The organism is Allobosea eneae (assembly GCF_042657265.1).
Taxonomy (GTDB): domain Bacteria; phylum Pseudomonadota; class Alphaproteobacteria; order Rhizobiales; family Beijerinckiaceae; genus Allobosea; species Allobosea eneae.
Map to the genome: position 1 here is coordinate 35535 of NZ_JBHSLW010000016.1, position 25008 is coordinate 60542.

Below are 25008 nucleotides of genomic sequence, written 5' to 3' on the forward strand. Positions count from 1 at the left end.
ATGGATGTCAGGAAGGCGGGGTGGCAGCGGCTCGACGACGTCCTCGCGAGCCTGCGCGGTGCAAGCCCGGAGGCCGCGACCCGCGCCCAGCTCAAGGAATTCGAGGCGCTGCTGAAGGCTCGCCAACGGCGCCAGCCGCGCGCCAGCAGCTCGACGCTGACCGAGGACCTGGCCGAACTGGTGATGCCCCAGATAGCGGACCCGGAGATATTCCAGAGCGCCAGGTACACGGCGATCCTCGACGAGCTCGTCACCGACGTGCTGCCGGTGATCGAGGAGGACGTCGAGGTTCGCGAGCTCGTCACGCTCCTGCTGACCGAGGAGCTCGACCGGCACATGACCCTGCAGCGGCGATTGCGGGAGCGCGAGCGGCAATGAGCAAGCCGGAGGCCAAGGTCCAGCTGCTGCACGCGCTTGGCTATCTCTATTGCCGGCATGGCCAGGTGAAGCGGGCCCTGGTGCTGCTGCTGCTCGCCGGCCGTCTCGCACCGCGCGACGAAGGCCTGCTCAAGACATTGGCCTACGCCTTCATCTGCGACGGCGCCGGCCAGAGCGCCTTGCGTGTCCTCGACCATCTCGACACGCTGGGCAGCGGCGACCGCAAGGTGGCCTTGCTGCGCAGCCGGGCCCTGTGGCTTGCGGGCAAGGAGGCGGAGGCGCGCGAATGCTTCCGCGCCTTCGCCGACGAACGGGCAGCGCATGTCGATGCCGGCTGAGCTGCAGCGCGTGCTGCTGGCGCTGTCGCGCCGGAGCGATCTCGTCCTGGCGCTGATCGTCATCGTGGCTGTGCTGATGATGATCATCCCGCTGCCGCCGCTGGCCATCGACATGCTGATCGCCATGAACATCGCGGCGAGCGTGCTGATCACCCTGGTCGCCTTCTATGTCACGCGCCCGGTCGAGCTCTCGGCGCTGCCGGCGATCGTCCTGCTCGCGACGCTGTTCCGCCTGACGCTGACGATCAGCACGACGCGGCTCATTCTGCTCGACGGCGACGCCGGCGAGGTGGTCGCGACCTTCGGCAGCTTCGTGATCGGCGGCAATGTCGCGGTCGGCCTGGTGATCTTTCTGGTGATCACGATCTCGCAGTTCGTCGTCATCACCAAAGGCGCCGAGCGTGTCGCCGAGGTTGCGGCTCGGTTCAGCCTCGACGCGCTGCCCGGCAAGCAGATGGCGATCGACAACGACCTGCGCAACGGCGACATCGATCAGGATGAGGCGCGCCGGCGCCGGCGCGATCTGGAGCGGGAGAGCCAGCTCTACGGCGCGATGGACGGCGCCATGAAATTCGTGAAGGGCGATGCGATCGCCGGGCTCGTCATCGTCCTCGTCGCCCTGATCGGCGGCCTGACCATCGGCACGGTCCAGCGCGGCATGTCGTTCGGCGACGCTGCCGCGCTCTACTCCGTGCTCACCGTCGGTGACGGCCTCGTCGCCCAGATCCCGGCGCTGCTGATCTCGGTGGCGGCCGGCATGGTGGTGACGAGGGTCGCCTCGGAGACGCAGCGCGACATCGGCTCGGAAATCGGTTCGCAGCTCTGGCGCGAGCCGCGGGCACTCGCGCTCGCGGCCGTGGTCGTCGCCTGCCTCGGATTCGTTCCTGGCTTCCCGACGCCGGTCTTCCTCGTGCTGGCCCTCGGCCTGGCGGCCGGAGCCGTGCTGCGCGCGCGCCAGTCCTCGCCGACGCCAGGGGGGGCGGCATCGGCCATGCCGGACTTTGGTACCGCCGACAATCTGCAGGACTCGCCGGCGACAGTCGCGCCGGCGCGGGCGCGCTATCGGGTCGCCGTGCTGCTCGGAGCCGAACTCGAAAAGGCGATCCCGGCTGATCTGTTCCGCGGCGAGGCAGAGCGCATTCGTAGCGAGATGCAGGCGGAACTCGGCGTCATCGCGCCGCTGCTCGAGCGCCGCGGTGACAGGAAGCTGTCTGACAACCAGTTCCGCCTCGACTTCGAGGGGGTTCCGATCGCGCAGGGCGAGATTCCGGCGAACAGCCTGCTGTTGCAGGATGAGCGTTCACATCTCTCGATGCTCGCCATCTCTTTCCGTGAAGGCCCACCGCTGCTTGGGCGTGGACCATCGGCCTGGGTGGATGCCGCCCATGCCCGGGCTCTGAACCAGGCCGGTATCGGCTATCTCGATCCGGCAGGGGCGCTGTCGGCCCGCATCGCTGCGGCGCTGCGCCGTCACGCCCACTTCTTCGTCGGTATCCAGGAAACCCGTGACCTGCTTCAACAGGCCGAAGCGGACTATCCTGATCTCGTCGCCGAAGCCGGAGCCGGCGTCAGCCTGCAGCGTACCGCCGATATTCTGCGGCGCCTGGTCGAGGAAGGCGTGGTGATCGCCAATCTGCGCCTGATTCTCGAGGCGCTGGTCGAATGGGGCGGGCGCGAAGCCGATCCCGCCCAGCTCGCCGACTATGCCCGCATAGCGCTGCGCCGCCAGCTCTGCCATCGCCATGCCGACGCCAATCGCGTGATCCCGGCCTATGTGCTCGATCCGGAAACCGAGGCCGTGCTGCGCGCCGGACTTCGCGAGATCGCTGGCAACCGCATCCTGCACCTGTCCGAGGATACGGCCGGCGCGCTCGTCAGCCAGCTACGCCAGGCCATGGCAGGGCTCGAGGACGTCAATCCGGTCGTCTTCACCGCGATCGAACTGCGCCGCCATCTGCGCGAGCTGCTTATGCGCCATGACATCGAGCTGCCGGTGATGTCCTTTCCCGAGCTGGCGCCCGAATTCTTCATCCAGCCGCTGGCTTCGCTCGCGCTCAGCCCCGGGCAAGCGGCCGCTCCGCCCTCGCCGGATGCGACCCGGCTCGCCGCCCCGGCGGCATCCCCCCTTTCCTGACCAGCCATCGCAGACAAGGACAGGCAGAGTGCAACGACGCATGATCCGCAACGGCAAACGCGCGACGCATGTCGGCGCATTGCTCTGCCTGACCGCCTTCGCGCCCCTGCCTTGGTCGAGCGCGATCACAACGGGCCGGGCGGTCGCGAACGAGGTCTCGCCGCTCTCCAATAGGCGCCCTATCGAACTGCCGACGGGGCAGGGGCGCATCATCCGCTTCGATCAGCCGGTCGAATCGGTCATGCTCGCCGATCCGGCGGTCGCCAATGTGCAGGTGGTCGCGCCGGACGTGGTTTATGTCTACGGGCTCAAGAGCGGCTCGACCAATCTGATCGCGCTCGACGAGCAGAAGCGGATGAAGGGCGCGATCCGGCTCGACGTGCTGATGCCGTCGCGTTCGGCCAACCAGGCGAAGAACATCCTGCAGCCGACCTCGACCGTCGACCTGCAGTTCTTCGGCGAGCGACTGGTGATCAAGGGGGCGACCCGCTCGGTCGACGAGGCGATCGACGTCGCCAATGTCGCCCGGACCTACTCGCCGCCGGACCAGCCGCCGCTCAACAATGCGACGATCCCGTCATCGCACCAGGTCAACATCCGGGTGCGCTTCGCCGAAATGTCACGCAAGGACCTGACCGCATTCGGCATCAACTGGAAGGTGATGGTCGACACCGGCAACTTCTCCTTCGGCGTCGGCAGCTCCGGCGGCAACCTCGCCAGCGGCGGGCGAGGTCTTGGCCTGAATTTCAGCAACAACCGCGTCAATGTGGACGCCCTGGTCGAGGCGATGCAGCAGAACGGGCTGCTGACCATCCTCGCCGAGCCGAACCTGACCGCCACCACCGGCCAGACGGCGAGCTTCCTCGCCGGCGGCGAAGTGCCGGTGCCGGTGCCGCAGGACCGCGACCGCATCACTGCCGAGTACAAGCCTTTCGGCGTCTCGCTCTCCTTCACGCCGACGCTGCTGCAGAACAATCGCATCGGCCTCAGGGTTCGGCCGGAGGTCAGCGCCATCTCGATGGCGGGCGCGGTCCGGCTTGGCGGTTTCGAGTTGCCGGCCTTCACGGTTCGGCGTGCCGATACCAATGTCGAGGTGGGCAGCGGCCAGACCTTCGCGATCGCCGGCCTGTTCCAGCGCAACCTGTCGCAGGAGGTCGACAAGTTCCCGTTCCTCGGCGACGTGCCGATCCTCGGCGCCCTGTTCACCTCGACACGCTATCGCCGCGACGAGACCGAGCTGGTCATCCTGATCACCGCCTATCTGGTGAAGCCGTCGAGCGACCGGCTGTCGGCGACGCCGCTGGACCGACCGATCCCGGTGGTGCGCCGGCGACCGGTGGCGACAGCGGCGCCGGTCGCGAAAGGTCCGAGAGCCGACGCCGGCGCTGGCCTCGTCTTCAAATGAGATGCAGGAGGCCATCATGACGACAGGACGATTACTCGCCCTCGCGATCGCGGCCTTTGCTGCCGGCTGCGCCAATCCGCCGCCCGACATATCGGCGAACTACCAGGTTCTTTATCTGCCCGCCGAGACGCCGGGAGCCCGGCCGACGGCCATCGTTGCGCCAGATGCCTGCCTGCAGCAGGACCCGACCCGCTATCCCTTCGATCTGGACCCACACCTGCCGCCGGGCTGCGCCAACGCCTACAATCTGGAGCGCATGGTCGAGCGCAAGGCCGACCTGTTCCATGGACGCAAGCTTGGTCCGGCAGCGGCTGCGCCCGTCGCGCGCGCGGCGCGGCGCTATCTCGACGGCGACGAGACGCCGCTGGGTGGCGCGTTCGACCGCGACGGACGCCGCAATACGAGCCGCGCTCCGGCGCAGGTGACGACGGAGCAGAAGTGAAAGTGCGCCGCTGGCGCGGCTCAGCCAGCGAGGATCGTGCCGACGATCTTCGCCCGGGCCCGCGCGTCGCCAGCAGTCTCGAGCGTGCGCAACCGACGCAGGAAAGCCGGTCGGTCCGCCGCCGGCAGATTGGCCTCGACCACGCTTTCCGCTTCGCCTCCGGCGCCAGTGAGCGCGAGGACCAGCGCCAGGTTGCGTCGATGCGTCGGCTTGGCGCTCTCCGAGCGGGCCACTCCCCTGATCCGATCGACGGCCTGGTCCTTGCGGCCGGCAAGCGCCTCGGCCAGCGCGAGGTTGGCGGCGATATCGAGGTCATTAGCGGCGCGGCTATGCGATTCCTCGAAGGCAGCGACCGCCTCCGGGGCCTTGCCGGCGAGGGTCAAGGCGATGCCGAGCCGGTTATAACCCGCCGCACTGTCGACAAGGGGGGCGGCCTTGCTCAGCGATGCGACGGCAACGTCGATCTCTCCGCGTCGCAATGCGGCGGAGCCGAGCCCGAGCTGCGCCGCGACGTTGTTCGGTTCACGCTCGAGCGCAAGGCGGAAGGCGCGCTCGGCACCGACGCCGTCCCCGGCCCGCAGATAGGCCTCGCCGAGCCGCGCAGCGGCTGCGGAATCGCCGGTCGCCGCCGCGCTTTCGTAGACGGCGAGCGCGGTCGCCATCTCGCCGCTCTCCTCCAGCGTCGAAGCGAGGACATGCGCGCCCCGCGGCTGGTCCGCCGGCTTGGTCATGTCGTTCGCCACCTGCTGCGTCAGCGTGCAGGCCGGCAGCCAGGCGATCAGCAGCAGCGGCGCGTAACGGCTCGGTCTGGTCGTCATGATCGGACACTCCGTGACTTCAGGGGGCGGATCGCTGGCGGAAGGTTCGCTGGATGAACGAGCCTTCTGAAGAAAAATCGCTTCCCGCCAGCGAGAAGAAGCTGCGCGAGGCACGGCGCAAGGGGCAGGTGCCGCAGAGCCGCGACCTGATCATCGGCTTCACCTTCATTGCCGCCTTCCTTTATCTGATCCTGATCAAGGACCGGCTGCTCCTGCAGCTCGACGAACTGATCGACTTGGTGGTCAACCGGGACAATGAAGCATTCCCGGTCGTGCTCGAACGCGCATTGCGTCACGCCGGAGGCATGCTGCTCTACCTGACCGCGCCGCTGGTCGCGGCACTGGTCGCGACCGCTGCCCTGACCGCCATGGCCGGCAGCTTCGGGCCGGTGTTCTCCTTCGAGATCATCAAGCCGAAATTCGAGCATGTGAATCCGGCCAAGGGCCTGAAGCGGCTGGTTTCGCTGAAGAGCGTCAGCGAGTTCCTCAAGAGCCTGATCAAGCTCGTCGTGCTGGGAGCAGCCTTCGTCCTGATCCTCGGCCTTCAGCTGCAGCCGCTTCTGGAGACACCGGTTTGCGGCGAGCGCTGCGCCGGCAGCGCCATCGCCGTGCTGCTGCTGCCGCTCTTCCTGGTCGTCGTGCTGGCCTATCTCGTCGTCGGCCTCGCCGATCTTCTGCTGCAGCGCTTCATCTTCCTGCGCGAGATGCGGATGACGCGTTCCGAGATGAAACGGGAGACCAAGGACACCGAGGGCGACCCGCTGATCCGCAGCGCCAGGCGCCAGCACTACCGCCTGATCGGCCGCTCGGGCGGCCTTGGCCTCGCCCGCGCGACCATGCTGATCGCCTACCACGGCAATGTCGTGGGGCTGCGCTATCAGCGGGGCGAAACCCCCGTTCCGCTTATCGTCTGCAAGGCGGCGGGAGAGCCAGGCGCAGCGCTGCTGCTCGAAGCGCGTGAGCGGGGGATACCGGTCGTGCTCGACGAACTGGCCCAGTCGCTGCACAAGCGGCACGCGCAGGGCGACCCGGTCAAGCAGGACCTGTTCCAGTCGGTTGCGGATGCCCTGGTCAAGGCCGGGGTGCTCTAGATCGACCCGCATCACGGCCGTCGCGGAGCGAGTTGATGCAGGAAAGGTTCGGCATCGAACAGCCGGCTGATGTCCTGGCGCATATACTCGATCATGAAAGCCGAGTAGATCAGCAGCAGCACCGAGAAGACGAGGCTTTTGGCCGAAAGCGAAAGCTCGAAGATGTTGAGCTGCGGCGCGGTGCGGGCAAGCAGCGCCATGGCAAGGTCGGTGAACAGCAGCGCAATCACGATCGGCGCGGCAAGGCGCAGCGCGAAGCGCATGATCTCGTCGAGCAGTTTGAGCAGCAGCTCGCCCGCACCGGGATCGAAGATCGGCCCGAGGCTCGCCACCGGCCAGATCCGATAGCTGGCATAAAGCCCCTTGACCATCAGGTCGAATCCGCCCGCGGCGAAGAACAGCATCAGAAGGCTGATCGCGAAAAAGGTTGCGGTGATGCTCGATTCGGCGATTGCCGATGGGTCGAGCAGAGCGGCGGCAGTCGAGCCGCGCTGGAGGTCGAGCAGATCGCCGGCGAGCTCGGCAGCCCAGATCGGGACGCCGAAAAGCAGGCCTATCGTGATGCCGAGCACCAGTTCCTTGAGCAGGATCGCGGTGACGAGCGCCGGGGACAGCGGCTGGCCGTTCTGCAGCACTTCGGCGAGCACGGGCGTAAGCGGCAAAGTCAGGGCCAGGGCGACGCCGCCACGGATGATGCCGGTGAGGCCGAGCCGGGTGAACGCCGGCGTGACCAGGATCGCACCGGTGATCCGCGTCATCGCCAGCGCCGTCGCGACCATGACGGGCAGGACCAGCTGGATCAGGAGATCACCGGTCATCGTCCTGCCTCAGCGTGTCAGCGCCGGGAAATCCTCGAATAGGGCGATCGCCTGTTCGTAGATCTGCAGCGAGAGCAGGGGGCCGATCAGCAGGAGCAACAGCAGGAGCACCACGATCAGCTTGATCCCCTGGGGCAAAGACTGATCCTGGATCTGGGTGAGTGCCTGGAGCAGGCCGACGCCGAAGCCGATCAGCACGGCCGCGAGCAGAGCCGGACCGGAGACGATCAGCACGGTCATCAGCGCCGCGTTGATCTTGGTTAGGATCACCTCGTTGGTCACGGGCGTTCGTCCCGATCTCGGGGGGATTCCATCGCGGCTCAGCCATAGCTCAGGATCAGGCCGTGCATCAGCTTGGTCCAGCCGTCGATGCTGACGAAGAGCAGCAGTTTCAGCGGGATCGAGATCAGCGTCGGCGAAACCATCATCATGCCCATCGCCATCAGCACGTTGGCGACGATGAAATCGATCACCAGAAACGGCAGATAGAGCAGGAAGCCAATCTGGAAGGCGCGGGTCAGCTCAGAGCTGACGAAGGCCGGCACCAGGACGATGAGATCATCGGCTCTCAGGGCCGCCGCGGCATTCTCAGGCCAGACCTTCGCGGCCGCCGTTCGGAAGAATTCGCGCTCGCGCTCATGGGTGAAGCGCGAGAGATGGTCGCGCAACGGCTGGCGAACCGTGTCGGCCGCTTCGGTGAGGCCCTGCACGGAATTCAGGTCGAGCTGGCGGGCCGAGACCCGCCCGTAAAGGTCGGCCATCAACGGTGCGGTGACATAGACCGTCAGCACCAGCGCGATCGCATGCAGGACCAGGTTCGGCGGCGACTGCTGGATGCCGAGCGCGTTGCGAATCAGGAAGAGGACGACAGAAATCTTCAGGAAGGCCGTCATCGTCACGACGCCAAGCGGGATCAGCCCAATCAGCGCGACGAAGGCGATAATTCCGACCAGGTTGGGACTGAGATCAGGCATCGAAGAGCCTGGTGATGCGAACGCCAAGCGCCTCGCCGATCTGGACCGGCTCGCCCTGCCCAATTCGGCGCCCGTTGGCGATCAGCGACACCGGCTCGTCCAGGGAGGCGGGGAGCGCGACGATGCTTCCGGCGCCGAGATTGGCGAGCTCTTTCAGTGTCATCTCGCTGCGTCCGAACTCGAAGACGACGCGGACGGGTAGATCGTCGAGAACCGCGACGCTTTCCGCTGCCCCCCCATCCTCGTGAAGGTCGTCCATGAGCCACTCCCATTGTGATGCGTGCGCCACCGCCGGCGCTGTTTGCAGACGCACCCGGCCGCCGTCGATCCGGACCGGAGCCGCCAGGTACCGGCCGATCAGAAGGCAAGACTCCCCTGCCGGCAGATGGCGGTCGAACAGCAAGGCATCACCGGGTTTGGCGCGCTGGAGCTCGCCCAGCGTGATCCGGACGTCGGCGTAGCGGAAGCTGAGCGGCAGCGGCATTGGGTCGAGCCAGCCCGGCAGAGTCGACCTCTTCGGCAATAAGGAAAACAGCCGCGCCAGCATGCTGGCCGGGCCGGCGATGCCCGCGATCTCGACCGGATCGGTCCCGACCTGGACAGCTATCGCGAACTGCAATGTGTCGCTGCCGGCCTTGCCCATCGGAGCCTGCAGCTCGACCGGCTCGTCAAGTGTGGCTTCCAGCTCGGCGAGGATACCGGCACATGCCGCCTCGATGAGAAGCGCTTGTCGCTCCGCGTCCAGTTGCGTCGCTCCGTCACCCGCTCCGAAGCGACCGAGCGCGGCCGCGACGAGCCGAGGCGGCAAGCGCAGTTCGACCTGCTCAACGCCAATAATGAGCGTGAATTGAGCGGATTCGCCATCGTCGTCTACCAAGCCGGGCGCAGCCGGCAACAGGATGATCGTCTGCTCATCCAGCCGCAGCGCAATGCGCCAATCCGAGCCATAGAAGCGGTTGATCGGCGACAGATTCCGTTCCGGCACGGATCGGTAGAGGAGCGGGCGCACAACGTCATGCGCGGGGCGGGGCAGCCTCGCCCGGGGCACATAGGCCTTCATTGGCCAGGCCTCGCACTCGCGGTTTCGTCCAGTGCTGCATCGAGACGCGCTTGCAGCCTTCTCCGCTCTCGCTTTGCCTGCTCGTCACATGCCTGTTCGAGCCGTAGCCGGTCATGTCGACGCTCCTGATGAACAGACTGGGACGCGGCAAGGTCGCGCTGGCGCGCCGACAGCGTTGCGGCGGCGGCGGCGGCGGCGGCAGCAAGGTCATCCCGTGCTGCGCCAGCGATCATCGCTTCCTCACGAAGGCGCGCCAATGTCGACATCGAAAATGGCTGAGCGAGCAAATCCCGATGCTGCGCCCGTTGCCATGACAATGACTGCTCGTCATGGGCAGCGATGGCTTCGGCAGCGTCGCTCGCGGCGGCCTGTGCGCCCGCTGCCGCGGCGCGCTGTCGTGCCGCGCGCTCGCCGGCCCGCTGTTCGCGCCGGCGACGGAGAGTAAGCAAGGTCTGCAGGTCCACGAGCCTGGTCATGCCAGGACCTCGCGCATGCGTTCACGCGTCCGCTTGAGCGCCTCGGGCTCGCCCGAGGCCTGACGCAAAAAGGCCCGGATACCATCGATCCTGGCCAGTGCCTCATCCGCCAAGGCATCCGAGCCGGGCTCGTACTCGCCGACACGCACGAGCAACTCGATTTCGGAATGGCGCGCCAGCAACTCCCGTATCCGCTGCGCATCGGCCAGATGTTCCGGCGGCGCAACCGCGCCCATCAGACGCGAGCGGCTCTTGAGGATGTCGATCGCCGGGAAATGATTCTGCTGGGCGAGCTCGCTCGACAGCACGATGTGGCCGTCGAGCAGCGCCATCACCTCCTCGGCGACGGGATCGATCTCTGCCTCGCCTTCGGTCAGCACGGTGTAGATGCCGGTGATCGAACCGCCTTGACCTGGCCCCGCACGTTCGAGCAGCCGTGGCAAGGCGGCGAACAGCGAGGGCGGAAAGCCGCGCCGCGTTGGAGGCTCTCCGGCGGCCAAGCCGATCTCGCGCTGGGCCCGAGCAAAGCGTGTGACGCTGTCCATCAGCAATAGGACGTGGCGGCCCGTATCGCGGAAGTACTCGGCGATGGTGGTCGCGACATGGGCTGCCTTGACGCGCTCCAGTGCCGGCCGATCTGAGGTCGCGACAACGGCAACGGTTCGTTCCCGCGCGGTGGGTGACAGGCGTCGCTCCAGGGTCTCGCGAACCTCGCGGCCGCGCTCGCCAACGAGCGCGAGCACGATGACATCGGCTTCGGTCCCGGCAACGATATCGGTGAGCAGCGAGGACTTGCCGGCGCCAGGCGGGCCGAAAATGCCGACGCGCTGGCCGCGCGCGCAGCTGAGCAGGCCATCGATGGCACGCAGGCCGAGCTGGAGCGGAGCATCGATGAGATCGCGCGCCAAGGGTGGCGGCGGTGGTGCATGAACCGGGCGCAGACCGATGACCGCTCCAGCCGCCCAGCCTTGGCCATCCAGTGCGGCTCCGGTCGCGCCGATGGTGCGACCGAGCAGGCCGGGCCCGACCGGCGCGAGCAGGACCTCGCCGGTCGGCACGACCTCGGTCTCTGCCGACAGGCCAACGAGATCGCCGATCGGCGTCAGGATTGCGCAGCCGTCCTGCAGCCCGACGACCTCGGCCAATGCGATCACGCCGTTCGCAGGATCGTGCAGCTCGCAGATCTCGCCGAGGCGAACGTCACGCAGCGTCGCGTGGATGGTGACGCCAAGCGCCCGCTGGACCTTGCCGCGCGGCGGTCTCGGCCGCGCCTGCCGCAGGCCGTCGCGCAGTTCTGCCAGGACCTGGTCGAGGCGCGCACGCCCCGTCGTCTGCGCGATCGTCATGCCGGCATCATCCGGCGCAAGAGACCGCGGCGAAGCGCCTCGATCTGGCTGTCGATGCCGGCATCGACCGTGGCGATGTCGCTCGTCAGCACGCAGCCGCCGCGCGCCATTGTGGGATCGCCACTAACCTCGAGCGCGATCTCAACCCCACCGGTTCGCACGGCCTCCTGCAGAGTCTCGTTCACGGCCTCGACATGATCGGGATGAACGCGGACGGTCAGCGTGCGGCTGCGGCGAAAGGCAGTAAGGGCTTTCAGAGCCGCCATGGCGACGATGTCGCGGCGGTCGAACTGATCGACGACGTCGCGCACTACCGTGAAGACAATGTCAGCCAGCTCGCTGGACAGCCCGGCGAAATAGGCATCGACATCCGCTATCGCCCGGCCGATTCGCTCGGCTGCTTCGGCCTCGCCGCGCGCGCTCCCGGCCGCTTGCGCTTCCGCCAGAACCCGTTCGGCTTCTTGCTTCGCGGCAGCCTCGATTGCGCCTGCTGTCTCTCGCGCAGCAGCGAGGAAAGCGAAGCCGTCGCTCCAGGCCGAGGCGCTCTCGGCGGGAACGAGCCCACGCGGCGGCCGGCGTGGCAGGGCTGACATCGCGGTCACGCCGAACCGGCGCTGCGCGCCGCCTCGATGATCGGCCGGCCGATCTCCGGCGTGATCGTCGCGAGCGGCAGCACCCCGTCCGGCATCTGCAAACGCAGGCGCACCTCGATCTCGTGAGGGAAGCTTGCGGCCCAGGCGAGCAGGCAGCTCCAGCCTGCCCGGTCAATCTGTTCGATCCGTTCCTCATTGGCAGGCAGCGCCTCGGCCGCCCCGGCAAGGTCGCGGCTCGTCAGGGCGCGCGCGAGCACACCAGGCCCCAGCGCCTTCTCGAGCGCGCGCACTTCGCTGGCAAGCACAACGCGCGACAGCGCACCGGCGAAGTAGATCGCTCCGGCAAGGCGCAGGAGGCTCCGCAACGGCGCAGGAGCAAGAAGCAGGACCGCACGGTCGGCGTCCGAAACTGCGTCCGGCCCAAGGCTCTGCGACAGGTGATACTTGGCGCAGAGCAGGTCCGACAGGCGCCGCTCGATGCGAGGAATGGCGAGCAGCCGCCGGCCGGTATCACGCGTGATCGCCTCGTCGAAAGCGGCGGCAAGCCGCTCCGGCGTGATGTAAACCGCCGGGCTCGCGGCAAAGCGATGCCAGGCGATGGCCGTCTCATCTGGATGCGCCAGAGAGCCGCTCATCGTTCGCCCGCATGTTCGGCCAGAGGATAGAATCGGCGCCGGCGCATGAAGAGCAGGCCGCCGCCGATCAGGGCGCAGCCGCAGATCGCTCCGATGATCGCCGGCCAGGGCAGGTTCGCCTGCGACAGGGCCGGCGCTGGCGGCGGTGCCTGGAGAGTCATCGCATCGCGCTCGGCCGGAACGACGACGACCGAAACACGGTCATAGTGCAGCCCTGCGACCCCGTTGGCGATCAGCATCTTGATTGAGGCGAGCTTGTCGTTGATCGCGATCTTCGGATCATGTCGAATAAAGACCGATGCCGAAGACGGCACCAGGTTTTGTCGCAGCGGATCGTTCTCAGGCAGGACGAGGTGGACGCGGGACGTCAGCACGCCGTCGATCGCTGCGACAGTACGGGACAGTTCCTGACTCAATGCGAAGATCATCCGCGCCCGGTCCTGCACGGGCGAGGAGACGAGGCCGTCCTTCTTGAAGACGTCCCCCAGAGTCTGGAACTCCTGCCGCGGCAGGCCGCTGCGGCCGAGGATCGTCACCGCGTCGGCGAATCGGCCCTCCTCGACCGTCACGGTGAGCTTGCCGCCCTTCTGCAGGCTGCGCCCGGCCGGGATGCCGTTCTGCAGCAGGATCGCCACCATCTCGTTGGCCTGCGGCTCGTCGAGATTGGTGTAGAGATCGACCTTGCAGCCAGCCAGCAGCAGGGCCAGACAGAGCGAAGCGAGAACGCGAGCTGACCGGGTCTTCGCCATGGCGGGCACCGATCGGCTTACTGCCCCTTGAGGACGGTATTGGCGGAGCCGGTCGTCTGCGTCGCGCCACGAACGACCAGCTGCGTCTGCACGGCGAACTCGAAGGAGCGGTTCATCGATTCAATGACCCGGTCGAGCTGGCGGTCGTCCAGAGCGCTGCGCTCGGTCGTTCCTTGTGTTCCGGATGATGGAGCCTGCTCACGCGCAGTCTCCCCGGCCCGGCGCAGGAAGCCATCCATCCGGCTTGTCAGTTCCGATGCGAGCTGACCTGGATCGGCCAAGGCGCCAGCTCGCGCAGGCCAGCTTTGCTGGCGCGCCGCCGCTTCTGCCGCATGGTCGAAAGCCGGCCGCTGTTCCGCGCCCGTCTGGATGACCAGGGTCGAGCCGGCCAACGAGGCGGGCGGGAGTCCGTTTGCGATCGTCATGGGCGCCTCCAAAACTCGATCAGCGAGCGCAGGTCTCGGTCAGCCTTCCTCATCGGCCATGACTTCGCCGAGCATGTCGGTCATGCGCGGCATCAGGAGCATCGACATGACCTGCGAACCATATTGGCCGACCATTCGGGCGAGTTCGTCCTGGCTGATCTCGTCCTGCTGATCGGCCTTGCCCGCGCCTGCATTGCGCTGCTGCGCCGCGGCGATCGCATCGTCGAAACCTGCGCCGTTATTGTCGACCGAGCCGCCCGGCAGGGCAGTATTCACCGGTTGCACGCTCATCGCTGCTCTCCTCGGTATCAGCCGAGCGCGATCGGTGGCGCGTCCGGCGGGCGAATATGCTGTACGGTAGGAGCGTTGTTTTTACGATGTCAACGTCTATTGCGCTATAAATTCCTTCAAACTCACGTATAATGAGTTTTGAATAATGCATTCATTGCGCATTAGTAAGTTGATTTGAAATTTGTATCTTCCCTGCGCGAAGCCTAATTGCAAAAGAAGCGCGCCAACTCGAAATTGATGCATTCATAATCTCGAATAACATCAGGCTGAATGAATTGAATGCTTGACGAATCCTTTATCGACATTAACCTTCGCTTGCCTTGAGCGACCTCTGAGGTCGCTCGGGCGCCGGAACCGGGGCGTCCGAAGATCCCGCGCCGGTCCGATCCCAGAGCACGTCAAAAACGGAGTCTGCGATGTCCGGAACCTCTTCCGTCCAGAACACCACCACCCCGGAGAATGCGATCCAGCAGATGGAAGCCGCCTTCAACCGCGCCATCGTGAAGTCGGCGGAAATCACCACCAAGACGACCGAGAAGAAGGTCAGCCTCGACGCAGCCAAGCAGCGTCCGAACGCCTGATCGCGCTTTTGCGGCGCCCCGGCGTGGCCAACCGGCCACCGCCCTCCAAGCCATCACCGCTCGCCGCCGCACGGTGGCGCGCGTCTTCTCCGGGTGCGCTCCGGTTTCCTCCGCCATCGACCTGGTGTGTGGGGCGGCCGGAGCGCAGCCGGCGTCAGCTTTAGGAGGCCGTCATGAACATGCGCGTGAACAAGCCGGACGGTGGCCTCGTCGGCCAGACCACGAGCTCGCAGCCGACCAGCCCGCTCGGGTCGCTGCTCAAGGCTCTCGCGGACGCCGTTCGCAAGGTTCTCCAGAGGCTGGCGCCCGTCCTGTCGCGCGTGAACTACTCCGCCTCCATGACCAATGCAGCGGGCCGCAATCCCAAGGTTATCTGGGCCGGAGACCTGAAGCCCGGCCAGGCCAACACGCCCCAGGGGCAGGCGCTGATCGCCAAGCAGGAGCGTGTCCTGATCCTGCTCGCGCAGTTGCTGGCGAACTCGCTCGCCAATAGCGACCCGGCGAAGGCGAAGGAAAACCAGGTCCTCATCGCCAAGATCAACGCCATCATCCTCAATGACGAAGCGACGGTCGCCGGTCAGGAAGCGCATGACCGCGGCGTCGAGACGGCTGCCGCCGAAAAGGACTACGGGCCCGGCACCGCTGAGAAGCCGCAGCTGGTGCCGTCGGGTGGCGGCGACTGGATTCAGTCGAACGGCCAATGGGTCCATCCGGAGGTCGCTCGCGCTCGTGCCGCCCAGAGTTCGGCAGATTCCCGGGCCATCGAAGCCCGCGCCAAATCCGATGAGGCGACGGCCCAGGTTGAGGTCTACGCTGCCGATCCCGAATACCGCTCGGCCGTCGCCGGAGCCAATCGTACCCTGAAGAGCACACTGGCGCCGGAACAGATCACCTTCGAGATCAAGGCGACGAAACCGCTCGCCCAGGCGCAGTCCGACCTCAAGAATGCGCAGGAGGTCGCCGGCAAGGCGACGCAAAGCCGCGAGAAGCGCGAGCAGGCGGAATCCGTCCTGCTCGGTGCGCTGGAGGACAAGGCCAAGGTGCGGGCGATCGGCGGTCCGCCACGCCAGCAGTTCCGCTCAGCCGACAGCCCGGAGAGCAGCACGGTCACCGATCGCAGGTCCGACTATGAGGACAAGCAGGTCCGAGCCGCCTTCGCCGAATACGGCCAGCTCTCGGCCGAGGCCGATCTGCTCGATGCCGAGATCGGCGAACTGGTGGCGCAGCAGCTCGTCAACGCGACCCAGCCGGGTACACCGGAGCGTACTGCCGCCGAGGAGACGCTGAAGACCGCCGGCAGCCAGCGCGAGACGGCGCAAGCTAACCGGGACGTCGCGGTCAAAGGCAGTGACCTCGCCGATGCGGAGAGGGACCTCGCCGGCGTGCAGCTCCGCTCCGCGCCGATCGAGGACGCCGCGCTCAACAACCTGCGTACCAGGAGCCCGCACCTCTTCGAGCAGGACGGGTTCACCGATGGCAAGCGCAAGTATTCGGGGACGCTACAGAGCATCACGGTCGATGACGATCCCAAGGATGGGCAGCTCTACGCCACCTTCAAATACGAAAACAAGGAGCTGGTCATCCAGCTGACCTTCCAGCCAGGCGCGAAGAATATCCGCCGCGATGGTCAGGAACGCGAAACCGATGCGGCCTGGAATAATATCGCGGGGTGTGGTCCCAACGGCCTGCTCGGTGCGCAGCAGCGCAGGAATGCGGCCGAAAAGGCCTACACCTCCAGCACGATCACGCAGATCGACGTCAACATCGAGCTCGCTGGCAAAGCGATCACGGCGCTGGAAACAGCGCTCGACACGGCGCTCGGCAGCCATGGCCCGGCAATTCCGGTCAGAGGGCCCGGCCAGGGCGCCCCCTTCGCCGGAGCGGTCAGGGCGACGATGGGTGGGCAGGAGGTCTGGGTCCATCCCGAAGTAGCGCTGATCCTGTCAGCCATCGACGCCACGCGCGATCTCCGGGATGACCTGCAGGACCGGCACCAGCATGCAGTCGCCTGGCATGATTTCGCGGTCTTCACCGCGACCCAGCCGACCAAGCTGCTCAACGAGGATTCAGCGCAGCATCAGAGCGCGCTGCAGGCGGCCTATTATCGCGAACGGCGGACCCAGGCCACGGATCAGATCGAGCTCACCTTCGGCGCGATGAGCCAGCAGTCCTTGCCGGATGGCAAGGCTTTGTTCGGGGCCGAGCATGTGCTGGGGGGCAAGACCCTCAAGTCGACATTGCAACTGGCCGGTGCGGGTCAGGACGAAGCCGGCAGGATGGCCGGCAAGATTCAGGAGGTCGGCGGCGACCAGGCCAAGGTCACCTTCGTACCCTTCCAGTACATCGATGCCAGCGTCGGCTCGCAGCAGATGCTGTTCGCAATCGTGCGCGGGATCGATGGGAAGGACCACGTCGTCGACGGCCGCGGCTCGGACTATGTCCTGGAAGGCCGCAAGCCGGAGAACATCAAATCCTTCATCGAGACCTATCAGAACGATAACGAGCTCGCCGATAGCGGCGCCATCGTGGTTCCGAAGAACCTCACCTTCTCTGCGGCGAACGACAAGGTCGAAACCGAGGCACACCAGGCCCACGTCAAGACCTTCGTCGAGAAGTACGTCGATCCTGCCATGACCTACGCCGCAGCCGGCGCGCCTCTCCTGATGCTGATCCCCGGCGTCAACGTCGTCGCGGCTCCGGTGGCCATTGGCGCCGGTACGTATGTCGGCGGCCGGCAGATGCAGGCGCTCGGCGAGGACATCTATTACGGCCGCGAGATCACGCCCGGCCGCATGGTCATGGAAACGCTCTCGGCCGGAGCGACGATCTTCCCGGCCACGGCCTCGGCCTCGCGCGCGATCGGGCTGAAAAACGCCGGCATGACCACCGTTGCGTCGCTGCGCACCTCGATCGGAGCGACCTATAGCAAAACCCCTTATTACCGTGACGCCGGCGCGATCCTGCAGAGCGCCAGCGGCGGGGCGATCGGCTTCGCCAGAACCATGGACCTCGCCTCGATCGCGGCCGGTTCCCCGCTTCTCGCCGTCTCCGCCTTCAACATGATGGCTCATGGCGACGATCCCGGCATGAACCCGCTGATGGAGCTGATGAGCTTCGCCTCCGGCGTCTACGGCACCGCGTCCGGCCTGCACGCCCATCTCGAGCAGGGGCGAGCAGCGCCGCAAACCACAACGCAGAGACCAAGCCATGTAGCGACCCCGCCGACATTCACGTATCACGCGCCAGGGACGGCCGCTTTGCCGAGCGGCCTTGGGGGGATGGGTACAGCGCGTGGCGGCGCTCCGCAGAATGTCACGACAGCCGCGCAGCCGGCCGCGGGCGCCGGCGGATCGCGAAAGAAAGGTGGCACGACCGATCACTCGGCCGAGCCCAATCCGAAGACGGTCGATCCGGCAGTCGGCGGCGACGGTTCGCCGGCGCCAAAGGCAGCATCGGCAGTCCTGCCTGCCGCCGGCGATGCGGTGACCGCCAGCCAGATCGTCAACAGTGGCAACACGGCGCATGGCGACACGGGCAACGGAGCTGCCGAACAGCAGGCCCGGCCGGGGCGCACGGTGGAAGACGGGACGGCGCGCGACCCGCATGCCGCGGCGAAGCCTCTCGACCCAGACGCGGCATCGGCCACGGCGGCCGCTCTTCCGACGGTCGCCGACGCAGTAGCCGCCAGTCAGATGGCCAACAGCGGCGGCACCGCGCACGGTGGCGACAAGGATGGCGGCTCGCAAGAGCAGCAGCAGCGGCCGGGACGGGCCACTGAGGACGGCACCGTCGCCGGTCCCCGAGCAGGCGACGCCGGCGACAACGCGTTCATGCCCTTGTGGCAACAGGCGCGGCAATCGCCGGATCGCCTCGCACTCCCCGCCGACCGGCGCGCCGAGATGGAGGCTGCGGCCGGCGATGTCCCGCCGACCGGCTGGCAGACGGTCAAGCCGTGGAAATGGCAGGAGAATGCGCCCGACATTCGGATTTCGGCGCTGGGCCGGGTTCGTATCAACCCCCGCTCCGCCGTCGAGGGAGCAAGGGCGGCACTGGGGACGCAGGGCGATACGGCGCTGATCGGCTCGCCGACCTGGCGATCCTACTCGGCCGGACTCGGCCTGCGCAGCAACTTGAGAGCGATCGGCGCCGCTGCTGCCGAAAGTCCCGCGGCCCTGCGCGATGCGGCGCAGGCGGAGGCTGGCGTCTCGATCCGGCCCTATGAGATCCGCAACATGACGAGCGGCGGGGGGCTTGGCACGCCGCTTTCGCACCAGGTCGCTTTCCAGTTCAAGGGGTCGGACATCGTCAAGGCGGGAGAGGCGCTGATCTTCGGGGATGCTTCGTCCTCGGTGTTCGCCCTGTTGCCAAAGGCGGGTCGCGCCATTCCGGCATCGGGGAAGGGTTCGACCGATCAGACCGGCCATGTCGTCGAGATCGTCTACGGTCTCGAACTACGCTCGCAGTCCGTGACCCTCAAGCCCGGCGAGACCGACGTGTTCGGAGCGCCGGCGAGCAATGCCGCCGGCTTCGTCCGCTTCGAGGGCGGCGTGCCCTACAAGAAAATTATGCTGGAGGACAAGCTCTACCTGCATCCCGCCTGGATCGACGAACTCCCGAACGCGATCTCCGAATTCGTCCCGCGCATCTCTCTGGAGCGGCGGCATGAGGTTCCGATGGACGCGACGTTCCATTCGGACTTCACGGTCTCGCGCGAATTCCTCGACCTCAATCAGGCTGTGTTGGGCAAGCTGCGGCTGCGCACCCAGGTCGTCGTCAACAATGCCGACGATGCCGCGGCCCTAGCGGCCGCGCCTTCGCCCGAGCTGCTCCAGAGCCTGCTCGCCAAGGGCGCGATCGATCCCGACAAGCGGCTGACCTATGTACGCGGCTCCGCCAGCGGTCTGCGCCAGTCCGCGGTTCCCGGATTGCCGCTGAAGGAGACCATCGTCGATCTGGCCGGCAATGAGCGGCGCGTCTGGTCGCCCGGAGCGAGCCGACTGGAAGTGATCATCAATGAGCGGTTCGCGCATCGCGGCATCATCAATCCGGATCGGGTGCTGCTCGCCAAGGCCCCGAAGACCTTCAGCCATTACGTGCCGGCGGACGGGCCGATCTTCTGGGGCATGTTCGGCGACAAGCCGAACGTCTCGATGGCGACGCTCAGGACGCTGGCCTGGTCCTTCCCACCGCTGCGCTTCGGCGTCCCGGGCGTGAGCTGGCTGCAGCTGCCCATCTCCCTGACCGGCGAAATCCGATTGTTCTACAAGCGTGAGCAGTCAGCCGATGTGTCAGGCAACGAGGTCACGGCGAGCTGGGAGTTCAGGCAGGCCGACGGACTGTCTCTCGCCACCGAGGGACCACGCTGGCTAAAGCGGCTCGATGCGCGGTCGCAGAGCGGGCGGCTCGCCTATTTTCCGCCTGGCGGTAACGAGGCTCTCGGCAAATGGCTCGATCGGCTCGAAGCCGGCGCGACGGCTCGCCAGAAGGAGGCCATTGCCGAATTCAGGCGGACGATCCTGCCAGGGCTGAAGGACATGTCCTTCCTGGCGCCCGAGCAAGCCTCCGCGATACGGGATTTGGTCGCCGGACAAGCGAGGCCGAAAGTCGGCACGCTACGCGACGGCGTCGTCGAACTTCGTCCGGGCGCCTTCGAGGAGCCGGCCAAGGCCTGGTACGAGACCCATGGCTTCACGGTCGAGGTGTCGCGGGGCAATCCGATGCCGCTATGGGACGCGGCGCGGCGTGACCTTGGCAGCCTGCGCGCCGGCGCCGGCCCCGACGAAGCCGGCGCTCCGCCCGTCTGGGCGACACCGACGCGATACGACATTCCAGATGCGCTGAAGTCGCACTTCGGGCCCCTGCGCTCATCGAGCGTGCTCGATGCGGCGAGCGGGCCGGACTATCTGCGCCATCTCACCGACGGGACAGGCGCCGCGCCCGAGGATATCCTCGCCCGCATCCGCGCCAGGCTCGCGGAGGAGGCGGACAAATCCGGGCCACACGATCTGAGCGCCGCGGCGCAGCCGTCGGGCGGACCCAATCAGCAGATGATCGCGAAGGGTCGCGCGCTGGTCGGCCAGTCGCCGGACAAGAAGGTCGATGGCTCGCTGAACCTCGTGCTCGACTATCTGGCCGGCGCGCGCGAGGGCGCACCGGGCTTTCGCCAGGCCATCAGCGATCTCGGACATCTCGTCCATCATGTCGAGAACCCAGGCCAGGGCGCCTTCGATGCGCGCCTGCAAGCCGTCGTGCGCCGCGCGGAATCCTTTACTCTCAGCCGCGCCCTCAACCCCGCGGCCGAGTGGCCGCTGACCGTGTCGCTGCGACCGGCCACCCCGAAGCCAGCCGCGCAGCCAAACACCAGTGCGGCGTTGACCGCTCCCGCGATGCCAGCGCGGACGGCGGGTTCGGATGCGTTGCTCTCTCCGGATGCCGTTTCGGTGCTCGGTCAGCATCTCGTCTCCCTCATGCCACACCTGCCTGCCGAGTTGAGGGCGAGCAAGGCTTTCAAATCGACACCGGACGATGATCGCGCAGTTGCGCTGTTTCCGCAGGCGTCCACCGACCCCGGCGTGCAGACCAGGTTCGCAGTGACGCTGCAGTTGCCGGCCGATGTCTATGGACAGCCGAGTGGCGCGGCTGCTGCGGGCCTGCGCACGGCCGACAGCCAGTTCTTCGACAATTACGCTGATGCGGCCGCAGCCATGGCCAATCTGCCGCCACCGAAAGGGCGCCTGCGCGGCGGCTTTATCTACAAGATCGAGGCCGGGACCAAGGATATCGCCGGGATTGGGAAGCTGACCGAGATTCCAGCTGCCTGGCTTCCTGCGGCCCAGTTCATCTACCGCACCGGCGACGTCTTTCCAGCAATTGCGCTGCGGCCCGTGGCAGGAACGCCTGCGAGCCAGTCCGCTGTCGTCGCGGTGACACCAGCCGCTACCCCGGCTCAGCCGCATGTCGGCCAGGGCGCCATCGCCAACAAGGGCTCGACCGACCCGATCGCCGAAGCCCGGCAGTCGCCCGACATCACCGTTCGGCCGGACTATGCCGGGGCCGACCGAGGCCTGAAGAAGTCTTTCGTCGAGCGGGCGGACGCCTATTGGCGCAAAAAGAACGCGAACCAGAAGCTGCCCGAGCCCGACGACAAGATGAAGGCGCAAACAGCCTATCTGGCGATCGCTCGATCACCGGACGACCACGCGCTGAAGGCCCGCCCCTTCCATAAGAAGGTGACCGACTACGCGACCGGGCAGGTGCCCTATCTGCTCGGCTCGCACGACAACACGGCGATCCGCTATATCGAGGGTTCGGTGCCGCCCCAGGACATCATGGGCGTCGGAAGCAAGCATGCACCGCTCGCATTGTCGGATTTCACCCTGCATTCGACCTTCGAAGGCGCGCGAGCGGCGGTCAAGCAACGCCCTGCAGCGGCCACGAATCCAGGCCGAAAGGCCACGGCGCCGGGAGGATACGTCTACCGGCTCGTGGGCCCCAAGCATGAACTGACAGAAGCGATCGCCTCGGGGGTCATCGATCCTAAGCTCGTCGAGGGCGGGCTGCGCGTCTTCGAAGACGGTGCGGTGTACCCCTTCAGCGTCGTCAATCGTGACGCGACCTATGCGCCCAAGCCGGGCGAGACTTTCGCGAAGACCGACCGGCCGCTCGAGGGCAAGGACAAGCGGCGCATCGTCCTGACCAATGTCAGCTATGTCGGCGGCGCCGCCTTCGGCGCCTATATGACCGCCCGGCTCGGTACCGGCAGCCATATCGGCGCGCGCGACCTTCTGTCATCGCTGGCGGTCTATGCCTGGTTGTTCCGTGGCAGCATCGCCGGCATCCGGCAGGGCGCCAAGATCCGGCTACAGAAGCGGCAGGACAGCGCCGCCCTGGTCTCGGATGTCGCGCATGACAAGTTCAAGCCCGGAGAAGCCCTGCTCGATCAGCTCAATCGCCAGGTGACCGGTGGCCGCGGGCGGCGGCTCGGGATCGCCAAGCCGGATCGGGAGCGCTATGCCGGGGCGATCGAGACGGCGCAACAGGCCATCGCGAAGGGCAATGCACCAGAACCTGACACGATGAAGGTCGTGCGCGAGGCGGTCGTCGATGTCGCGACGCAGCCGCTGCTCGGCAGGCGGGGGTTCTTCCACCGCGTCGGAAACAAGCCAAAGATCGAGAATGCGGCCGCCGAACTGCACCGGGATCCGACACAGTCGGCGCCGTGGCTGACGATCGCCGACGCCCATCTCGACATCCTTGCGCGGCGGACCACCGGCTGGCGCGGCGCCGTCTGGGGTCATAGCCGCGCCGACCGGATGAACTATCTCCTCGCCTTCGAGACGCTGCGCGCAAACCGGCTGGATGCGGAGGCGATGAAGGTGCTGGAGACGGCGCCGGGTCGGCTGATCTCGCCAAACACGCCGACCGGACGGATTCTCGAATTCGCGCGCTATGCCAGCTTCGGCATCAGCAATGCGAACACTACGCGGCTGGTGACCAATCCGTTCCTCGATCCCGCCGCCTACCAGTATTTAGGCGTGCTCGACACCTTTGGCGGCGCGGCCGATCTCGCCAGCAACTCCGCCAGCGCGGCTTTCCTGTTCGGCAACCTGCCGGGTGTCGTCGGCACGGCGTCGAAGCGCGGCGTCGGCGACGCCGACTTCAATGCCCCGAAGAAGGCGGCGGAAGAGCTCAATGCCGCAAGCGGAAGCAATGCCCTGGCGACGTCCGGCCAGGCGCAGCCCGCCACGCCTGCGCAAAGCGGGGCTGCCCAAGCCAGTCCGAGCGGCAAGAAGCAGAAGCCCCACCTGACCTATGCCCCGACCGACCGCGGCGGCAGGATCATTGGCCCGGTGCGCCGTTTCTTTGCCGGCGCCGGCGATCCGAAGGCCGTGCTCCACGATGGCAAGGTCCCCGATGGCCCGCCCGCAGCGGACGGGACGCAGAAATATAAGCCGATGTACAAGCCCTCGCTGATCCAGCGCTGGCCGCAATATGCCTCCGCTGGCGATGCCTACGGCATGGTGCCTTTCGTCGTGGCCGACAGTATCCACGCGGTGAATGCCTTTGCGGCGGGCCAGCCAGTGCTCGGAGGTATCGAGCTCCTGAAGGTCGCCGCCGACTGGTACGTCTTCCGCGGTGCCCAGAAGGACTATATCGACGAGTACCGCTCCAATCGCGGCATGGGCCCGATCGTCTGGCACAGCCGCGTCACCGACATGTTCAATGCGCCGCTGAACGGCGCCGAGCGCAATCCCTCCAGCATCGACAAGCCATGGTTGCGCTATGGCCTGCCGCCGCTGGTGCTGCTCGGGGCGGCGGTGGCTGTCCGCGTCGGCCTCAGCCTGGCGTTCCCCTGGGAGCCGATCGAGGAGCCGCCGCAGCCCGCCCCTGCCGATCCGGTGCCTCCCGATCCGATCACGCCTCCGACGCCTGGACCTGGGCCGATCCCACCGATTCCCGGCAATGGCGGCCGCCATCTGCCATATGTGAGCCTGCAGCGCGGCGACGAGCAGCAGCCGTCAGATTCCGGAGCGATGCCTCCGACCTCGACGATGCGTTTCGTCACGACGCAGGAAAAAGCAGATTCAATTCTCGCGGCTTGAGCGCGAAGTCGCGGCGGGTTGGCGTCTCGCGCTAGGACGATCTTCGTTCAACGACTGGAGTGCGCCCCTTAAGGCGGACAGCGTGATGGACATTAATTGACCGCAGAGCCGGGCTTTCGCGGGATGAAGGCCCTTGGCCCGACACCGCACTCACAGCATCGAATTCAGGCGCCAGGTGGCGCAGGATTACCTGGCCGGCGAGACACTCCATAGCCTCGCCCGTGGACACAGCCTGTCGCGTAATCTCATCCGCATCTGGATGCAGACGCTCGAAGCCGCGCCGGCGACGACGGCGCTCAAGGGAATAAAACCTTCCGAACTCTCCTGGGGATATGCGCCAGGGGCGGCGGCAAGTTGGTTCTGCGAAACCGACGACGGCTTCCTTGCCACGATTTCAGGGTAGTCCCTGCCTGTGACGATTGGATCCAAACGGTTCGTCAGGCGGCTGGACGCGAGGGCCAAGGCATGCGCGACGCAACGCGCTATCGGCAAAGGCCGCTCCTGCGCGCTGCCCGGACCGCAAACCAGATCGCCTAAAGCCGTCCTTACCAAAGTTTGCAGACGGCCCATTGCCGAGGCTCGGAGGGTCCGCTTTGGGGCAGTGGGATTTAGAGCAATTCCGCAATTCTTCCAGATCGCGGAATTGCTCTATGTCTTTGTTTTATCGCATTTTCTTCACGCGAACCGGTGTCCACTTCGCTCGAAAATGCTCTAGTGGAGGCAGGGGGACCAGGTTTGGTTCCATCGGATTCGGCAAAGCCTTTTTCAGATCGAGACCGAATCCCTCATCTGTTGCCCGAGGGCGCGAGCGCGATGAGGGGAAGCGCACTCGATCTGCCGAGGGCGCCTTTT

Annotated in this window: 21 protein-coding genes; 9 read left to right on the plus strand and 12 right to left on the minus strand. The window is 66.6% G+C overall.

Going from position 1 to position 25008, the window contains the following annotated elements:
- The 5 genes from ACFPOB_RS12850 to ACFPOB_RS12870 are packed head-to-tail and all read left to right on the plus strand — an operon-like array spanning position 1 to position 4697.
- On the plus strand, positions 1–378 hold the full coding sequence (locus ACFPOB_RS12850; protein WP_377798856.1) for a hypothetical protein: 378 nt from the start codon (positions 1–3) through the stop codon (positions 376–378).
- Positions 375–716 (plus strand): type III secretion apparatus assembly chaperone SctY, encoded by a 342-nt coding sequence (sctY, locus tag ACFPOB_RS12855; RefSeq protein ID WP_377798858.1) that lies wholly within the window; start codon positions 375–377, stop codon positions 714–716. The genes ACFPOB_RS12850 and sctY overlap by 4 nt, the downstream gene beginning before the upstream one ends.
- Positions 700–2850, plus strand: a complete 2151-nt coding sequence (sctV, locus tag ACFPOB_RS12860; RefSeq protein ID WP_377798860.1) for a type III secretion system export apparatus subunit SctV — start codon at positions 700–702, stop codon at positions 2848–2850. Before sctY ends, sctV begins: the two co-directional genes overlap by 17 nt.
- A gap of 28 nt (positions 2851–2878) precedes the next feature.
- On the plus strand, positions 2879–4255 hold the full coding sequence (locus tag ACFPOB_RS12865; protein WP_377798863.1) for a type II and III secretion system protein family protein: 1377 nt from the start codon (positions 2879–2881) through the stop codon (positions 4253–4255).
- Positions 4256–4271: 16 nt separating this feature from the next.
- Complete coding sequence (locus tag ACFPOB_RS12870) at positions 4272–4697, plus strand: hypothetical protein (protein ID WP_377798864.1); 426 nt, start codon at positions 4272–4274, stop codon at positions 4695–4697.
- Positions 4698–4717: 20 nt separating this feature from the next.
- Here the strand turns inward: ACFPOB_RS12870 and ACFPOB_RS12875 are convergent, their stop codons facing one another.
- On the minus strand, positions 4718–5515 hold the full coding sequence (locus tag ACFPOB_RS12875; protein ID WP_377798866.1) for a tetratricopeptide repeat protein: 798 nt from the start codon (positions 5513–5515) through the stop codon (positions 4718–4720).
- Between the two features lie 53 nt (positions 5516–5568).
- Between ACFPOB_RS12875 and ACFPOB_RS12880 the strand changes: the two genes are divergently transcribed.
- Positions 5569–6606 (plus strand): EscU/YscU/HrcU family type III secretion system export apparatus switch protein, encoded by a 1038-nt coding sequence (locus ACFPOB_RS12880; protein ID WP_377798868.1) that lies wholly within the window; start codon positions 5569–5571, stop codon positions 6604–6606.
- Between the two features lie 11 nt (positions 6607–6617).
- Here the strand turns inward: ACFPOB_RS12880 and sctT are convergent, their stop codons facing one another.
- From sctT to ACFPOB_RS12935, 11 genes are read right to left on the minus strand one after another with little or no spacing between them, the layout of a single operon-like run.
- Positions 6618–7424 carry a type III secretion system export apparatus subunit SctT gene (gene sctT / locus ACFPOB_RS12885; RefSeq protein ID WP_377798870.1) on the minus strand — a complete coding sequence of 269 codons (807 nt, stop codon included), beginning with the start codon at positions 7422–7424 and terminating at the stop codon, positions 6618–6620.
- Between the two features lie 9 nt (positions 7425–7433).
- Entirely contained in the window at positions 7434–7706 is a 273-nt protein-coding gene (locus ACFPOB_RS12890) for an EscS/YscS/HrcS family type III secretion system export apparatus protein (protein WP_377798871.1), read from the minus strand.
- 38 nt (positions 7707–7744) lie between these two features.
- On the minus strand, positions 7745–8398 hold the full coding sequence (gene sctR, locus ACFPOB_RS12895) for a type III secretion system export apparatus subunit SctR (RefSeq protein ID WP_377798872.1): 654 nt from the start codon (positions 8396–8398) through the stop codon (positions 7745–7747).
- A complete protein-coding gene (sctQ, locus tag ACFPOB_RS12900; RefSeq protein ID WP_377798873.1) occupies positions 8391–9458 on the minus strand; it encodes a type III secretion system cytoplasmic ring protein SctQ in 1068 nt (355 codons plus the stop codon). The genes sctR and sctQ overlap by 8 nt, the downstream gene beginning before the upstream one ends.
- Positions 9455–9934, minus strand: coding sequence for a hypothetical protein (locus ACFPOB_RS12905; RefSeq protein WP_377798874.1), 480 nt, complete (start codon positions 9932–9934; stop codon positions 9455–9457). Before ACFPOB_RS12905 ends, sctQ begins: the two co-directional genes overlap by 4 nt.
- A complete protein-coding gene (locus ACFPOB_RS12910) occupies positions 9931–11280 on the minus strand; it encodes a FliI/YscN family ATPase (RefSeq protein ID WP_377798875.1) in 1350 nt (449 codons plus the stop codon). The genes ACFPOB_RS12905 and ACFPOB_RS12910 overlap by 4 nt, the downstream gene beginning before the upstream one ends.
- Positions 11277–11873, minus strand: coding sequence for a type III secretion system stator protein SctL (sctL, locus tag ACFPOB_RS12915; protein WP_377798876.1), 597 nt, complete (start codon positions 11871–11873; stop codon positions 11277–11279). The genes ACFPOB_RS12910 and sctL overlap by 4 nt, the downstream gene beginning before the upstream one ends.
- Positions 11874–11878: 5 nt before the next feature.
- On the minus strand, positions 11879–12508 hold the full coding sequence (locus ACFPOB_RS12920) for a SctK family type III secretion system sorting platform protein (RefSeq protein ID WP_377798877.1): 630 nt from the start codon (positions 12506–12508) through the stop codon (positions 11879–11881).
- Positions 12505–13257 carry a type III secretion system inner membrane ring lipoprotein SctJ gene (gene sctJ, locus ACFPOB_RS12925; protein ID WP_377798878.1) on the minus strand — a complete coding sequence of 251 codons (753 nt, stop codon included), beginning with the start codon at positions 13255–13257 and terminating at the stop codon, positions 12505–12507. The genes ACFPOB_RS12920 and sctJ overlap by 4 nt, the downstream gene beginning before the upstream one ends.
- Before the next feature lie 17 nt (positions 13258–13274).
- Positions 13275–13682, minus strand: coding sequence for a hypothetical protein (locus ACFPOB_RS12930; protein WP_377798879.1), 408 nt, complete (start codon positions 13680–13682; stop codon positions 13275–13277).
- A 39-nt stretch (positions 13683–13721) separates the two neighbouring features.
- Positions 13722–13973 (minus strand): hypothetical protein, encoded by a 252-nt coding sequence (locus ACFPOB_RS12935; RefSeq protein WP_377798880.1) that lies wholly within the window; start codon positions 13971–13973, stop codon positions 13722–13724.
- A gap of 416 nt (positions 13974–14389) precedes the next feature.
- On the opposite strand from ACFPOB_RS12935, the gene ACFPOB_RS12940 reads away from it, so the two are divergent.
- From ACFPOB_RS12940 to ACFPOB_RS12950, 3 genes are all read left to right on the plus strand, one after another.
- Positions 14390–14554, plus strand: a complete 165-nt coding sequence (locus ACFPOB_RS12940) for a hypothetical protein (RefSeq protein ID WP_167561788.1) — start codon at positions 14390–14392, stop codon at positions 14552–14554.
- Between the two features lie 173 nt (positions 14555–14727).
- Positions 14728–24156 (plus strand): hypothetical protein, encoded by a 9429-nt coding sequence (locus ACFPOB_RS12945; protein ID WP_377798881.1) that lies wholly within the window; start codon positions 14728–14730, stop codon positions 24154–24156.
- 133 nt (positions 24157–24289) lie between these two features.
- Positions 24290–24559: a hypothetical protein gene (locus ACFPOB_RS12950; protein WP_377798882.1), complete on the plus strand. Its 270-nt coding sequence runs from the start codon at positions 24290–24292 to the stop codon at positions 24557–24559.
- Positions 24560–25008 lie beyond the last annotated feature (449 nt).